General features: G+C 43.7%; 18 protein-coding genes. 10 read left to right on the top strand and 8 right to left on the bottom strand.

The window, feature by feature from the left end:
* Nucleotides 1-436 precede the first annotated feature (436 nt).
* Complete coding sequence (locus tag H6G40_RS05855) at nucleotides 437-910, bottom strand: hypothetical protein (protein WP_253845440.1); 474 nt, start codon at nucleotides 908-910, stop codon at nucleotides 437-439.
* A gap of 355 nt (nucleotides 911-1,265) precedes the next feature.
* Here H6G40_RS05855 and H6G40_RS05850 point away from each other — a divergent pair, with 355 nt between their 5' ends.
* Nucleotides 1,266-1,577, top strand: coding sequence for a BrnT family toxin (locus tag H6G40_RS05850; protein ID WP_061430167.1), 312 nt, complete (start codon nucleotides 1,266-1,268; stop codon nucleotides 1,575-1,577).
* The gene (locus tag H6G40_RS05845; protein WP_238142392.1) at nucleotides 1,564-1,773 is read left to right on the top strand and encodes a BrnA antitoxin family protein; all 210 of its coding nucleotides are present in this window, start codon (nucleotides 1,564-1,566) and stop codon (nucleotides 1,771-1,773) included. The genes H6G40_RS05850 and H6G40_RS05845 overlap by 14 nt, the downstream gene beginning before the upstream one ends.
* Before the next feature lie 63 nt (nucleotides 1,774-1,836).
* On the opposite strand, the gene H6G40_RS05840 is transcribed toward H6G40_RS05845, so the two are convergent.
* From H6G40_RS05840 to H6G40_RS05825, 4 genes are all read right to left on the bottom strand, one after another.
* Nucleotides 1,837-2,097 (bottom strand): DUF4926 domain-containing protein, encoded by a 261-nt coding sequence (locus tag H6G40_RS05840; RefSeq protein ID WP_002765844.1) that lies wholly within the window; start codon nucleotides 2,095-2,097, stop codon nucleotides 1,837-1,839.
* Nucleotides 2,098-2,103: 6 nt separating this feature from the next.
* A complete protein-coding gene (locus H6G40_RS05835) occupies nucleotides 2,104-2,433 on the bottom strand; it encodes a DUF6883 domain-containing protein (RefSeq protein ID WP_002756983.1) in 330 nt (109 codons plus the stop codon).
* 29 nt (nucleotides 2,434-2,462) lie between these two features.
* On the bottom strand, nucleotides 2,463-2,585 hold the full coding sequence (locus H6G40_RS23640) for a hypothetical protein (RefSeq protein WP_256094070.1): 123 nt from the start codon (nucleotides 2,583-2,585) through the stop codon (nucleotides 2,463-2,465).
* A 177-nt stretch (nucleotides 2,586-2,762) separates the two neighbouring features.
* Nucleotides 2,763-2,981 carry a hypothetical protein gene (locus tag H6G40_RS05825; protein ID WP_199309365.1) on the bottom strand — a complete coding sequence of 73 codons (219 nt, stop codon included), beginning with the start codon at nucleotides 2,979-2,981 and terminating at the stop codon, nucleotides 2,763-2,765.
* A gap of 255 nt (nucleotides 2,982-3,236) precedes the next feature.
* Here H6G40_RS05825 and H6G40_RS05820 point away from each other — a divergent pair, with 255 nt between their 5' ends.
* Nucleotides 3,237-5,624, top strand: a complete 2,388-nt coding sequence (locus tag H6G40_RS05820; protein WP_190537396.1) for an ATP-dependent Clp protease ATP-binding subunit — start codon at nucleotides 3,237-3,239, stop codon at nucleotides 5,622-5,624.
* A gap of 52 nt (nucleotides 5,625-5,676) precedes the next feature.
* On the opposite strand, the gene H6G40_RS05815 is transcribed toward H6G40_RS05820, so the two are convergent.
* Entirely contained in the window at nucleotides 5,677-5,820 is a 144-nt protein-coding gene (locus H6G40_RS05815; protein WP_002737229.1) for a hypothetical protein, read from the bottom strand.
* Between the two features lie 792 nt (nucleotides 5,821-6,612).
* On the opposite strand from H6G40_RS05815, the gene H6G40_RS05810 reads away from it, so the two are divergent.
* From H6G40_RS05810 to atpC, 4 genes are all read left to right on the top strand, one after another.
* Complete coding sequence (locus tag H6G40_RS05810) at nucleotides 6,613-6,903, top strand: hypothetical protein (protein ID WP_002737970.1); 291 nt, start codon at nucleotides 6,613-6,615, stop codon at nucleotides 6,901-6,903.
* On the top strand, nucleotides 6,900-7,328 hold the full coding sequence (locus H6G40_RS05805) for an Imm30 family immunity protein (protein ID WP_002754861.1): 429 nt from the start codon (nucleotides 6,900-6,902) through the stop codon (nucleotides 7,326-7,328). Before H6G40_RS05810 ends, H6G40_RS05805 begins: the two co-directional genes overlap by 4 nt.
* A gap of 524 nt (nucleotides 7,329-7,852) precedes the next feature.
* Nucleotides 7,853-9,301: a F0F1 ATP synthase subunit beta gene (gene atpD / locus H6G40_RS05800; protein WP_002737987.1), complete on the top strand. Its 1,449-nt coding sequence runs from the start codon at nucleotides 7,853-7,855 to the stop codon at nucleotides 9,299-9,301.
* A gap of 74 nt (nucleotides 9,302-9,375) precedes the next feature.
* Nucleotides 9,376-9,792, top strand: a complete 417-nt coding sequence (gene atpC / locus H6G40_RS05795; RefSeq protein ID WP_002735380.1) for an ATP synthase F1 subunit epsilon — start codon at nucleotides 9,376-9,378, stop codon at nucleotides 9,790-9,792.
* Nucleotides 9,793-10,012: 220 nt separating this feature from the next.
* Here atpC and H6G40_RS05790 read toward each other — a convergent pair whose 3' ends face one another.
* Nucleotides 10,013-10,336, bottom strand: coding sequence for a 30S ribosomal protein PSRP-3 (locus H6G40_RS05790; protein ID WP_002736597.1), 324 nt, complete (start codon nucleotides 10,334-10,336; stop codon nucleotides 10,013-10,015).
* A gap of 103 nt (nucleotides 10,337-10,439) precedes the next feature.
* Here H6G40_RS05790 and mutT point away from each other — a divergent pair, with 103 nt between their 5' ends.
* From mutT to mraY, 3 genes are read left to right on the top strand one after another with little or no spacing between them, the layout of a single operon-like run.
* Complete coding sequence (mutT, locus tag H6G40_RS05785) at nucleotides 10,440-10,862, top strand: 8-oxo-dGTP diphosphatase MutT (protein ID WP_069475138.1); 423 nt, start codon at nucleotides 10,440-10,442, stop codon at nucleotides 10,860-10,862.
* A complete protein-coding gene (locus H6G40_RS05780) occupies nucleotides 10,859-11,122 on the top strand; it encodes a DUF3134 domain-containing protein (protein WP_002735746.1) in 264 nt (87 codons plus the stop codon). The genes mutT and H6G40_RS05780 overlap by 4 nt, the downstream gene beginning before the upstream one ends.
* A 45-nt stretch (nucleotides 11,123-11,167) precedes the next feature.
* A complete protein-coding gene (mraY, locus tag H6G40_RS05775) occupies nucleotides 11,168-12,235 on the top strand; it encodes a phospho-N-acetylmuramoyl-pentapeptide-transferase (protein WP_069475137.1) in 1,068 nt (355 codons plus the stop codon).
* Here the strand turns inward: mraY and H6G40_RS05770 are convergent, their stop codons facing one another.
* Entirely contained in the window at nucleotides 12,236-12,559 is a 324-nt protein-coding gene (locus H6G40_RS05770) for a HesB/IscA family protein (protein ID WP_016514646.1), read from the bottom strand.
* Between the last annotated feature and the right edge of the window lie 173 nt (nucleotides 12,560-12,732).

Genomic DNA, 12,732 nt, shown 5'->3' with positions numbered 1-12,732 from the left:
TAACAGTATAGACTGAAAATGATTGACTTGGATTGTAAAAATATAGCAATTTGCGAATGAGTGAGGCACATACTAGGAACGTGAAAAGTTTATGGTATAAGACTTTTGCCTTCCGCAAAACGGTATAAATACCCCCAAGATAACATAAAAATACGATATAAATTCCCCTCCTCAACTGACTGAATGAAGGGGCATTTATGGTATTTTTAGAAACAATTTAGCTGGCTTTTGTGGTTTCTTTTTCGGTATATTGGGAAGGTTTCAGTTTGCGGTTGAAGAAAATACCATACAAGATCATGTTATCGCACTAAGGGAAAAATTTATAAATTTCTTGGCGATGAGCAACTCGTTGATAGATAATAGTTTGATGATTTGACCTCTCCCCCAACCCCTCTGGGAGCAGGAGAGGGGAGTTAGTCTGGATTGATTGGTAGCCTTATTCGTCTTCGTTTCTTAAAGGTATAATTCCTTTAAGAATCTTTCCTCTAATAATCAAATAGGCAGGAAAACAATACACCCAAAGGAGAAGTAAAAACAAAAAAACTGACCATGAATTACCAAATGATGGTACGAATGATCCTGTAATTTTATACTTATGAATTTCTATTCTATGGGAATCAATTGCTGCCCAAAGTGCTGTCCAGAAGACAAGTCCACGCATTATAGGACTTCCTGTAATCGCTCCAAGACCAATGCCAACAACCAAAATCAACAATGTTAGTAAAAGTGAATTTCTCCAACCCATAATGAATATTAATCTTTTTAGTAGTGTTTCTATCGAATCGAGATAGACTCGCGCATCCTTGCCCATGCCATTGTTGAAATTGCGGGTAGTGCGATCGCCCTCCCTCGTAGCTAGATCAAGCAGCACCCCAACCCAACACCAAAGGGAGATAGCAGAAGCATACACACTCCCCCCCCACAACTGTAGCAAAAGCTACAATTTAATAAATCTTTATATTCTTCTCCCTAGCTTAGGGATTCACAGGGGAAAGAGTTTCAGGTATTTTCCCCTGTTTTACTGCTTCTCAGGCGACCTATCGCCTTCCGTGAGGGATTGTGGCGCGGTGTGTCAGATTCGATAATAGGGTTCAAAATTTCGCTAACATTGTTAGGTAATTATTTATTAACTGTTGTTAAGTCTTGCATCTCCCCGGTAGGCATGATTTCTAGACTTAGAGGTTATCTTGGTAGTTGGGAGGGTGTATTATACATCGCTTGCGATCGCAGTATAATTTCTTAGTTTATGGAGTTAGAGTGAAAAGATGGAGTTCGAGTGGGATGACCAAAAGAACAACATCAATATTGAAAAACACGGGATCGACTTTAATTTTGCCAAGGAAATCTTTTCAGGAGTCTGGATATCAAAACCTGATAATCGCAGAGACTACGGCGAAGAAAGATTAATCGCTTTGGGACTTTTAGGAGAATTTGTCCTAGTTGCAGTGTACACTCTACGAGAACAGAAAATACGGCTTATATCTACAAGACGCGCTAATGCAGAGGAAAGGGGAATTTATTATGAGTATGTCGAGAGAGGAACAATTAAATATCCTTGGTCAGATGAAAGATTCTGATATAGATTATTCAGATGTAGCTGCTACTGATGCCGAATTTTGGCAAGAAGCTACTGTTAATTCTCCTCTAAAAGTTCCTGTAACTCTGCAGCTTGAACCCTCAGTTGTTGCTTGGTATAAACAGCAATTTCCCAAAAAATATCAGACTTTAATTAATGCCGTACTAAAAAAATATATGCTAGAACATAATTGTTAAGTGCGATTTCCGGTTCATAGAAAACTTTTACTTGAGCCATAAGTGTTTTCCCTTAAGCAGAATTTACGCCGCCTCCAGTTCATAATGCAAGACCAGAAGCTCATCGCCTGGCAGAATAGCCATCGCATATTCCCGCCCCTGACTGTCAGAAAATTCCACTAAATATTGATAGCGCGAACCTTTTTCATACACCTCAACCACCGTTCCCACCTGTCCGCTTGGCAAGCTGGGGACAGCTTCATAATCTGGCTCAACTAAAGTCAATCGCTCCCGAGGGACGGAGTTGAGGATGGCAACCGGATCTAAGAGTTTGATGTCTTTCATGGTAGTTTACTTGATAAAGGCAGAAATTAGGCGAGGGTTAGGATTAATTAAGCTGATTTCCCAGATAGTTCGCAGTTGTGTTCCTTCCCGTTTTGGTATCGTCCAATCCACTTTAAACTGCTGGCCGAATTCCGTGACCGCTTGTTGCACAACTTCCCCCTCCAGGGCAGCCTGTGAGATGAGCGATCGCAAAACCTCAGCGTTCTCGGCAGTTATTCCCAGACGAGAGCGAAAGACTCTGGCTTTATTTTTTCCCCTGGAATGTTCTGGATTTAAGCAATAGCCAATCAGTTTTTCCATCGAGATTTCTGCCAGTTCCCCGTTGGGTAATTTCATCTGCGGCACTCCGAACTTTCTGACTTCCCTCAGAGCAACTCGATTCGCAATTGGCGGCCCACCACAGAAGCCGCCCGTTGGATAGTATCGAGGGAAACGCCCGTCTTTTCGGGGTCGAGGAGGCGGTCAAGTTGCGCTCGACTGGTCTGCATCCGCGCCGCCATCTCCGTTTTCGTCAGAGAGAGCCGTTTCATCTCCTCAGCCAACTGCCGCAACCGTAACCGTTTGAGTGCCACCGCACTACAGTCCTCCTAGACCTTCTTCTTTGAGAAAATCATCGAAATCGGAGCCAGTATGGGGGTTAGGGGTCATATTTTTTCTGTTCCTTCTTACGATTGAGAGCTAAATCGATTTCCTGTTTTGGTTTTTTTTGGGACTTCTTGATGAAAGTGAACGGCACAGGGGCAGCCGATGGGAAAGCTAAACTCTACGTCCTTGATATCGCTGCCAATAATCCGGCAATCTTCACGGCTGAGAGTTTTCCACCAATCTTTGACTGGCTCCGACCCACCTTCGGCTCGAAAAAACTTGGCTGGCAGCCTTTTCAATCCTTACGTCCTCAGTTATCGCGCCTTATATGGTACATCAATAATTATCATTTCTGCATTAGTTTTGTAGAGCGACAGTTGCACAGGGGTTAGGTTATAACTGCCAGCAGCCTTAATTTTTGTTAAGGATTTTAAGCATCGCCCAAACTCACCACTGACTAACCCACCCTACTGATACGGATATCCCCCTTCCAGCTAATGTAAAGAAAACGTTACAGTAACAAGTAAAGCCCAGTAGCCAGGAAGCCGTCGATCATGTTTGAATACTTTAACCAGAAAGCTATCAAAGCGGTGATGTTCGCCCAAGAAGAAGCCCGTCGTGCCGGTCACAGTGTCGTGGGTACGGAGCATTTACTGTTAGGATTGATAGGAGAAGCCACCGCCGCCGCAGCCTTAATTCTCAAGGATTTAAAAGTCACCCTGCACGAAAGTCGCCGCCTGATTGAAGGAATGACCGGCCGTGGCAGCGGTTACAGTCCCGTTAATATCCCTTTTACCCCGAAAGCGAAAAAGATGTTCGAGCAAGCATTTCAGGAAGCTCGACAATTAGGGGAACAGGCGATCGCACCTGAACATCTATTACTCGCTATCACCGCCGATCCCGAATCCCTAGCCGCTAAAATTTTAATTATGCAGGGTGTTGATTTGATCAAACTTCGCGGCCTTTTACTGAAAAATGCTGGGGAAAAAGTCGCTAGTGGTCGCTTCACGGCAAGCAGTGACTATGAAGACCAGAAAAATGCTCCCCAAGGCGGTATTTTAGCCCAATATGGTCGCAATTTAAGCCAAGAGGTCAAAAATGGCAAAATTGACCCTGTAATCGGTAGAGAGCCAGAAATCGAGCGAGTTGTCCAAATTTTAGGCCGTCGTACCAAAAGTAACCCGATTTTACTGGGTGCGCCGGGGGTAGGCAAAACAGCGATCGCTGAAGGGTTAGCACAACGCATCCATAGTGGCGATATTCCCGAACTTTTGCAGGATAAACAGGTAATTGCCCTCGATATGGGGTCTTTACTGGCGGGAACCCGTTTTCGCGGCGATTTTGAGGAACGTTTAAAGGGTATCGTGGAGGAAGTTCGCAAATCGGGCAGTATTATCCTGTTTATTGATGAAATTCACACTCTTGTGGGTGCTGGTAGCATGGGGGGAGCTATGGATGCTTCTAACCTGCTTAAACCTGCTTTAGCTCGCGGCGAGTTACAGTGTTTAGGGGCAACCACTCTCGATGAGTATAAACAGCATATTGAGCGAGATGCGGCTCTAGAAAGACGTTTTCAGCCAGTTATGGTGGGAGAACCGACCAAAGAGCAAGCGATCGAGATTTTACGCGGTTTAAAAGCCACCTACGAGGATTTCCATCAGGTAAAATACGATCAAAAAGCGATCGAAGCTGCTGTTCATCTATCCTCTCGCTATATCAATGATCGCTTTTTACCGGACAAAGCGATCGATCTTCTCGATGAAGCGGGATCCCGCACCCATCTACGCTATTCCCTACAAAGTAAAAGTCCTGCGGAGGTTAGCGAAGAATCACCCCTAATTAACCCCGAATCTTTAATTCCGGTGGTGGATGCGGAGGAAATCGCCCAAATTGTCGCCGCTTGGACTGGTATTCCCGTTACCCAATTAACTGAAACTGAGTCGGAATCGCTCTTAAATCTGGAATATCAACTGCACGAGCGGATTATTGGTCAACAGGAGGCAGTAAATGCCGTTTCTCGTGCTATTCGTCGAGCGCGAGTAAATTTAAAGAATCCTAACCGTCCGATTGCCTCGTTTATTTTTGCCGGTCCCACGGGAGTGGGTAAAACTGAATTAACGAAAGCCTTAGCTAAGTTGCTCTTTGGCTCGGAATCCAGTATGATTCGCCTAGATATGTCGGAATTTATGGAATCCCACACGGTTTCTAAGTTAATTGGTGCGCCTCCCGGATACATCGGTTACAATGAAGGTGGTCAGTTAACGGAAGCTGTGCGTCGTCAACCCTATAGAGTGGTTTTGTTTGACGAAATCGAGAAAGCACATCCCGATGTTTTTAATCTTCTCCTGCAACTGTTAGAAGATGGTCGTTTGACCGATTCCCAAGGTCGTCGGGTGGACTTTAAGAATACCCTAATTATCATGACCTCGAATATTGGCTCAAAAGTCATCGAAAAAGGCGGTAATAGCTTAGGATTCGAGATGGCTGACGATTTTGCTCAATCGCGTTACCAACAGATTTCTAATCGGGTGACAGACGAGTTAAAACAATATTTCCGTCCCGAATTTCTCAACCGTCTCGATGAAATCATTGTTTTCCGACAGTTAACTCGCGAAGAAGTTACCCAGATTGCCGATATTCTGATCGCAGATATAGCCAAACAATTGACAGAAAAAGGCATTTCTGTGGAAGTTACCGCCGCTTTCAAGGATTTGGTCATCAATGAGGGTTATGATCCTAGCTACGGTGCGCGGCCTTTACGTCGTGCTTTAACTCGACGCTTAGAGGATAGTTTAGCCGAGGCGATGTTATCGGGAAAAGTCAATTCTGGAGACCATGCGCTATTAGATGTAACTGCGGACGGTGTGGTGACAGTCTCTAGTCATCAGCGCTCTGAGCAGAGCGATATTCTCTCGCAATTACAGTTACAATCGGTGGGTTAATCCGCTCAAAAATTGCTTTTTTTCGGGGTTGAAAAATGTTCAACCCCGATTTTTACCATCCTGGAAAAATAACTTCTAGGGGAGCGGGAATCATCTCGGTGCGAAAGTCCAGAATCTGGACTAGGATTAAATAGGCAACGGCGATTAAAATCGAAATCGCTCCCGTGATAATGGCGATAATTTTACCAGAATTCATATAATTAACCGATAATTTCCTGAGATTGCCGCAAAAGCTACCGAAATTTATTCTCATCTACGATTGCGAGCCTAAACAATTGAAACTGAAGATATCTTACAGCACAATTCTCCCGGACGGTTGAGGGAAGGGAGTGCGTCTCAGTAAAGCTGTCCCTTGAAAATTTGACAGGAGATAGTTCTTGTGTTTCAGTATATAGACTAAAATCTATGGTCAAGCTTTAAATTATTTTTTATTTGAATCCATGCAAGCAGCAAAACCCTTGTTATAATCGCCAATATATGGTATGAGTCCAATTCCATCCACTGCATCGGCATCTTCAAAGTTGATCAACCTCGCTTTGTTTTAAGGTAGGCTAAGGCCTGCCTTACTTTTTTGGGTTGGGAAGAGGGGAGCAGGGGGAAAAGAGGAAAATGGGTCATTGAAGCTTAATTATCAGGAAAAAGCTCTGATCGTGTCTAAATTCTAGCTTTCTTTCGGGGCAAGCTTTCGGGTGATCAATAACTAACAGAAACTAAATTTTCGAGTTGTTGTTAGAAAATAGGCGAGCGCTCGCTTATAAAATAGGAGTTTCAGCACTTATGTGTTGACAGGGATTTTCCGAGATAGAAGAGTGATAAGATTTTTATTCACCTATGATCAACCTATGGCCTAAAATAATCATAAGGAGACAACATCACTCAATTTAAACTACTGACAGGAGAAGGAAAAGTCGGGACATACGGCGACTTGTTAAAATTAGGTCGTAGAGGAGATAACTTAACCCCTCATCATCTACCATCCAATGCGTATATGAAAGCGAAAATCAAAGGTTACACAACTAATCAAGGAATTGCTATCATGATGGAACACTTATCCCCCGGAAAAGGAGGTCGTCATCGTCAAACCTTATCTTATGGTAAAAGTCCAGACTTAACTCTTTCCCCTCGACAAACCTTAGCACAAGAAGTTTGGGATATTCGCTCAATTTATCTAGGTCAAGGATTATATAATGCAGATATTAGAAAGGGATTACAAGAACTCATTCAACTTAATAAAACTACTTGGTCAACCTTTTTTGATCAAGGAGCAACAACCCCATGAATTTAATAAAAATCCTACAAGAGAATCGCTTAATGAAAACACCCCAAGAAATTAACTTATTTGAGGAAACATTAAAAAAACTTGCCAAATATCCTGATGATAAAGATTTAAAAGACTTACATCTTATCCTAGATGATAACTGTGAACATCCTGAAATTATGTTTAGTTTATTGCATTTTTTAGAAGATTTTGAACCCCAACAACAAATACAGGCTTTTATTGAAGTGATTCCTCAATTAATGATAACTGCACCAGAATGGACAAAAATCATTCACTATCGAATGATTAATGATGAATCTGCTGTTAAAATTTATCAGAATAGTCTGGAATTAGCCAATCAAAAAACACCTCATTTTTTGTATCAACTTTTACTAGAAAGCGTCAAAAATCAGATTAATTCATCCTCGGAGGTCATCTTAACCTAAATTTTTGTATGACTTATAGAAATTAAAATGGTATTTTGGTATCTGTAATCCCTTAAAAAATGTCGCTTTTTCTGGCATTTGTTCAAGCTTAATTAATTTAATTTGAGACTCAGCGACTTCCCCCAACCCCCCAAAAGCTTGGATTGAGTAATAAAATCAAAAGTAAACGCCAATTTTAAAAGAGAGTTTCCCCTTAAAAATCCCAACCTATATCTTGAGCAATTAAACCCTCGACACTGTGGCCATCTTCTCCTTGAGACATGAGGTAACGTTCAATTAAAGGCAAACCCCTGTGTTTGTCAAGCAGGGAGCGGGAAGCGGGGAGTGGGAAGCGGGAAGTGGGGGGAACAAATAAAATAATCTCCTGTCTCCGAGTCTCGTGACGACCGACTGCTGAGGGCTGATAGCGAAAATAACTGATCTGATCCCCTAGCGTGATAAGCTGTGTATTGGCTAATTTTACAAAAAATTAAGACTTTCCCCTTGTGGGAGTTATCAGCTAAAACCCAGAGTAGACATAAACAATGGTAGCGACAACAGAAACTAACGTTGGTAAAATCGTCCAGATCATCGGTCCTGTCATCGATGCCGAATTTCCCAGTGGCAAACTGCCCCGTATTTATAATGCCTTAACCGTAAAAGGAACCAACTCCGCTGGTCAAAATCTATCGGTTACTTGTGAAGTGCAACAGTTACTCGGTGATAACCAAGTGCGGGCTGTTGCCATGAGTACCACCGATGGTTTAGTGCGCGGTATGGATATCGTGGATACCGGCGCAGCGATTAGCGTTCCCGTGGGTAAATGCACCCTCGGTCGGATTTTTAACGTTCTTGGTGAACCCGTGGACGAAAAAGGACCGGTTAACGTCACCGAAACCTCTCCTATTCACCGTCCCGCTCCCAAATTAGTCGATCTTGAGGTAACACCGACGGTTTTTGAAACCGGTATCAAGGTAATTGACTTGCTCACCCCCTACCGTCAAGGTGGCAAAATCGGCCTCTTTGGGGGTGCTGGTGTGGGCAAAACCGTCATTATGATGGAATTAATCAACAATATCGCCATTCAACACGGGGGTGTCTCGGTTTTTGGCGGTGTGGGTGAAAGAACCCGCGAAGGAAACGACCTCTACAACGAGATGATCGAATCGAAGGTAATCAACGCTGATAACCCCGAAGACTCGAAAATTGCCCTCGTTTACGGTCAGATGAACGAACCCCCTGGAGCGAGAATGCGCGTCGGTCTCTCTGCTTTGACCATGGCCGAATATTTCCGCGATGTCAGCAAGCAAGACGTACTCTTATTTATTGATAATATCTTCCGTTTCGTGCAAGCTGGTTCGGAAGTATCGGCGCTCCTCGGTCGGATGCCTTCTGCGGTAGGATACCAACCCACCCTCGGCACTGACGTAGGCGACCTGCAAGAGCGGATTACCTCCACCAAAGAGGGATCGATCACTTCCATCCAAGCGGTCTATGTACCGGCGGATGACTTGACTGACCCCGCTCCCGCTACTACCTTCGCTCACTTGGATGGAACTACTGTACTATCCCGGGGTCTGGCTTCCAAAGGTATCTATCCGGCGGTAGATCCCCTCGGTTCCACCAGCACCATGCTCCAAGCTGATATCGTCGGTGATGAACACTACGGCACCGCTCGCGCTGTTCAATCTACCCTGCAACGCTATAAAGAGTTACAGGACATCATCGCTATTCTCGGTTTAGACGAATTGTCGGAAGAAGATCGTCTCACCGTTGACCGCGCTCGCAAAATTGAGCGTTTCCTCTCGCAACCTTTCTTCGTGGCGGAAGTGTTCACCGGTTCCCCAGGTAAATACGTTACCCTCGCTGATACGATCAAAGGCTTCCAGATGATCCTCAAAGGTGAACTCGATCGCTTACCCGAACAAGCGTTCTATATGGTCGGCAATATCGATGAAGCGATCGCTAAAGGCGAAAAACTCAAAAAAGGCTAATTAAAAGTCAGTAGTAACCGCGTTTAGCGGTTACTTAACCCAGAAATCTGCCAAAATTATCGTTATTATCACCAATGAGCATTACAGTACGGGTTATTACACCCGATCGCATTGTCTGGGATAACGTGGCCGAAGAAGTAATCCTACCCAGTTCCACGGGACAATTAGGTATTCTTAGCGGTCACGCTCCTTTATTAACTGCCCTGAATATTGGCGTAATGCGAATTCGACCGGGGAAAGACTGGGAAAATATCGCGGTTTTGGGCGGTTTTGCCGAAGTCGAAAATAATGAGATCAAAGTCCTCGTTAATGGGGCGGAATTAGGCTCAAAAATCGATAAGGAAAAAGCTCGCGCCGAATACGAACGGGCCCAAACTCGTCTCGATGAAGTCAGTAAAGGGGATGACCGTCGCAAAACTATCCAAGCGCAACAATCATGGCGCAAAGCTCGCGCTAGATACCAGGCCGCTGGCGGTTTAGTATCGGTTTAAACCCAACCAAATCAAATTAAATTAAAGCAAAATCGGGCGGGTTTATATAAACCTACCCGATTAATTTTCAGTTATCAGTTATCAGTTATCAGTTATCAGTTAAGTAGTCGGACTTAACGGAGGCAGGGGGCAGGAGGCCGTTTTTGTCACGGGGATTTATGCCCCGCTCCAAAAACTTTTCGCCTTAAGGCGAGGTTTTAGACCCGATTTTTTCGATAAATTAATTGCTACCACTAAAAACAACTTCGGGGAATTTTAACTGTGCATCGGCCATGGTGATTTGTCGGCCTTGATTGCGTAACTCTTGCCAAAAATTAATTACTTCTGTGGCTTTGTTGAGAACATCAACGCGATCGGACTCATCAATCCAGTGTTTTGCTTCTAACTCCTCTTGCAGTTGTTGCCAAGCATCATTGCGCGGCCAGAAAAAATAAGCGGTGAGGGGGCTAGTTCCTTTGCCGACCACCTGATCTACAGCGATCGCTACGTTCTGATCTAACCACAATACTTTTAAAATAAACTTTGATTCGGAACTGACTGTCATTGTTAATCGTTAATCGTACAATTCTCCATTATATCATCTTTTGACTCAATTCTCCGCAGTCAGTTTTTAACTATTTTTTCCTATTTTTTCGCCAATAACCACTATGATTCCCGAAACAGACTCTTTAGCTTCTAAACAAATCGGTGTGGCCGTAATTAGAGATGATCGAGATTTAATTTTAATCGATCGCCGTCTGGCCAAGGGACTCCTAGGCGGTTTTTGGGAATTCCCCGGCGGCAAAATCGAAGGCAATGAAACGGTGCAGGAATGTATTAAACGAGAGATATTAGAAGAAATTGGCATTGACATCGCAGTGGATAGTCATTTAATCACCATCGACCACACCTATAGTCATTTTCGGGTTAATCTACAAGTATATAACTGTCGTTATCTCAGCGGCCAAGCAAGAGCGATCGAATGTGAAGAAATCCGCTGGGTAACTATCGAGGAACTAGATAATTACACTTTCCCCGCGGCCAATCAAGAGATTATCAGAGCCTTAAAAGACATGGTAAACTCGAAATGATTGCTGTTAATCGTCGAGTGATTATGCTTAATCCTTCTATTCGTCAAGAACCCCGCTACGAACCGGCCGCGGTTATTCCCCTAAAAAAAGACGCTTCCATTGTCGAGTGGTTAGAAAAAAATAATCGCATGATTCCCCGGGATAAAATCGCCGAACCGGATCTGACTCTCGAAGAAGATGTGGAACTATCTGAACTGATGGATGTCGATGATATCGGTTATGATGACGACGAGGACGAATTAGTCTTAGATGAAGATTAATCCTGTCTTCTTTGGCAAATTTTACCCTTATCTGACGCTTTAGTCGTGAACGCTAACATTTTTTCCGCCCCTATCTTTAAAAAACCCACTGGAACCCATCTCCTGATTCTACTAACGGGATTACTATTTCTGTTAGTAGTTTTTTTTCAGTCCACTAATTCCCTGTTAATCCCCCTGATGGCCACAACGTTAATCAGTGCTGGTCTTGGCTGTCAAGTAGTACCGATGCTACGGCGCTTGAAAATGGGTCAGATCATGCGCGAAGATGGACCCCAGGCCCATTTAAAGAAAGCAGGAACCCCGACGATGGGAGGCAGCTTTTTTGTGCCAGTAGCCCTTATTTTCGCTTTAATCTGGTCTAAATTTACTCCTAATGTGGTGGCGGTTGCTTTGCTGACTTTTGCTTACATGGGTATCGGTTGGTTAGATGATTGGCAAATTTTGCGTTATAAGTCGAATAAGGGCCTATCTCCCCGGATGAAGTTAATTTTACAGATAACGGGGGCGGTGCTTTTTTGCCTCTGGATGTCGTTCAATCAGGTGAGTACCGATATCGGCCTTTGGGGTCGATTAGTCATTCCTTTGGGCTTTTTCTTCTGGATTTTGGCGGGATTTGTCCTTGTGGCTGAAAGTAACGCCACTAATCTCACCGATGGGGTGGATGGATTAGCGGGGGGAACAGGTGCGATCGCTTTTTTGGGTTTAGCCATTATTATCGCTCCTAGTCATCCAGATTTGGCGATTTTCTGCACTTGTTTTGCTGGTGCTTGTCTAGGCTTCATTTTTCATAACCGCAACCCCGCTAAAGTGTTTATGGGTGATACGGGTTCCCTCGCTTTAGGATGCGCTTTAGCTGCGGTGGGTTTAATTACTGGACATCTCTGGGGATTATTTTTAATTAGTGGTCTGTTCTTTCTGGAATCTCTTTCGGTAATCGCTCAGGTTATCTATTATAAAGCCACAAAAGGACCCGACGGCAAGGGCAAAAGATTATTAAAAATGGCTCCTTTTCATCATCATTTAGAATTAAGTGGTTGGACGGAAACGAAGATTGTGGGAGCTTTTTATCTGGTTAATGCGCTTTTAGTTGTCTTGGCTATTTGGAGCAGTTAATTAAGCGCTAAAGGAAAGACCACAACCGCAGGTATTTTGGGTGTTGGCATTGGTAAAACGCAAACCACCACCCATGAGATCTTCTGAATAGTCTAATTTTAAAATTTGTAGGTAGCGATCGCTGTCAGGATCGACTACAATATTAATACCCTGACTTTGATAAAAGCGATCGTTTTCTGCCGCAATAGGGGTTAATTCGAGATGATAGTGAAGTCCCGAACAACCACCATTTTTTACTGCCAAACGCAGATAGGAACCAGTCAGACGACGGCTTTGACTCCAACGTTCAATTTCTCTAGCGGCGGCGGGACTTAATTCGATCATTGTTTTTGAGACTATTGTAATAATAATATCAAGTTCTTGTGAAGTTATACCACAGTTATTATCAAACTTTATGTTAAGTAGCTGGTTATAATTAAATTAAAAATGGATTTTAGGTTCGATCCCCCCTGCCCCCCTTGATAAGGGGGGTGCCGATCCCCCCTTAGTCCCCCCTT

Origin of the sequence: Microcystis viridis FACHB-1342, from assembly GCF_014698335.1 — a bacterium.
Lineage (GTDB): Bacteria > Cyanobacteriota > Cyanobacteriia > Cyanobacteriales > Microcystaceae > Microcystis > Microcystis ichthyoblabe_A.
This window is presented reverse-complemented; position numbering and strand designations above follow the sequence as displayed.

Bases quoted from the DNA above. Each gene is read 5' to 3' on its own strand.
- H6G40_RS05840 (WP_002765844.1), bottom strand. From the start codon at position 2,097: ATGAAAGACATCAAACTCTTAGATCCGGTTGCCATCCTCAACTCCGTC.
- H6G40_RS05835 (WP_002756983.1), bottom strand. From the start codon at position 2,433: ATGAAATTACCCAACGGGGAACTGGCAGAAATCTCGATGGAAAAACTG.
- H6G40_RS05815 (WP_002737229.1), bottom strand. From the start codon at position 5,820: ATGAATTCTGGTAAAATTATCGCCATTATCACGGGAGCGATTTCGATT.
- H6G40_RS05845 (WP_238142392.1), top strand. From the start codon at position 1,564: ATGAAAGATTCTGATATAGATTATTCAGATGTAGCTGCTACTGATGCC.
- atpD (WP_002737987.1), top strand. From the start codon at position 7,853: ATGGTAGCGACAACAGAAACTAACGTTGGTAAAATCGTCCAGATCATC.
- mutT (WP_069475138.1), top strand. From the start codon at position 10,440: ATGATTCCCGAAACAGACTCTTTAGCTTCTAAACAAATCGGTGTGGCC.
- H6G40_RS05770 (WP_016514646.1), bottom strand. From the start codon at position 12,559: ATGATCGAATTAAGTCCCGCCGCCGCTAGAGAAATTGAACGTTGGAGT.
- H6G40_RS05790 (WP_002736597.1), bottom strand. From the start codon at position 10,336: ATGACAGTCAGTTCCGAATCAAAGTTTATTTTAAAAGTATTGTGGTTA.
- atpC (WP_002735380.1), top strand. From the start codon at position 9,376: ATGAGCATTACAGTACGGGTTATTACACCCGATCGCATTGTCTGGGAT.
- H6G40_RS05820 (WP_190537396.1), top strand. From the start codon at position 3,237: ATGTTTGAATACTTTAACCAGAAAGCTATCAAAGCGGTGATGTTCGCC.
- H6G40_RS23640 (WP_256094070.1), bottom strand. From the start codon at position 2,585: ATGCAGACCAGTCGAGCGCAACTTGACCGCCTCCTCGACCCCGAAAAG.
- H6G40_RS05805 (WP_002754861.1), top strand. From the start codon at position 6,900: ATGAATTTAATAAAAATCCTACAAGAGAATCGCTTAATGAAAACACCC.
- H6G40_RS05780 (WP_002735746.1), top strand. From the start codon at position 10,859: ATGATTGCTGTTAATCGTCGAGTGATTATGCTTAATCCTTCTATTCGT.
- H6G40_RS05810 (WP_002737970.1), top strand. From the start codon at position 6,613: ATGAAAGCGAAAATCAAAGGTTACACAACTAATCAAGGAATTGCTATC.
- H6G40_RS05850 (WP_061430167.1), top strand. From the start codon at position 1,266: ATGGAGTTCGAGTGGGATGACCAAAAGAACAACATCAATATTGAAAAA.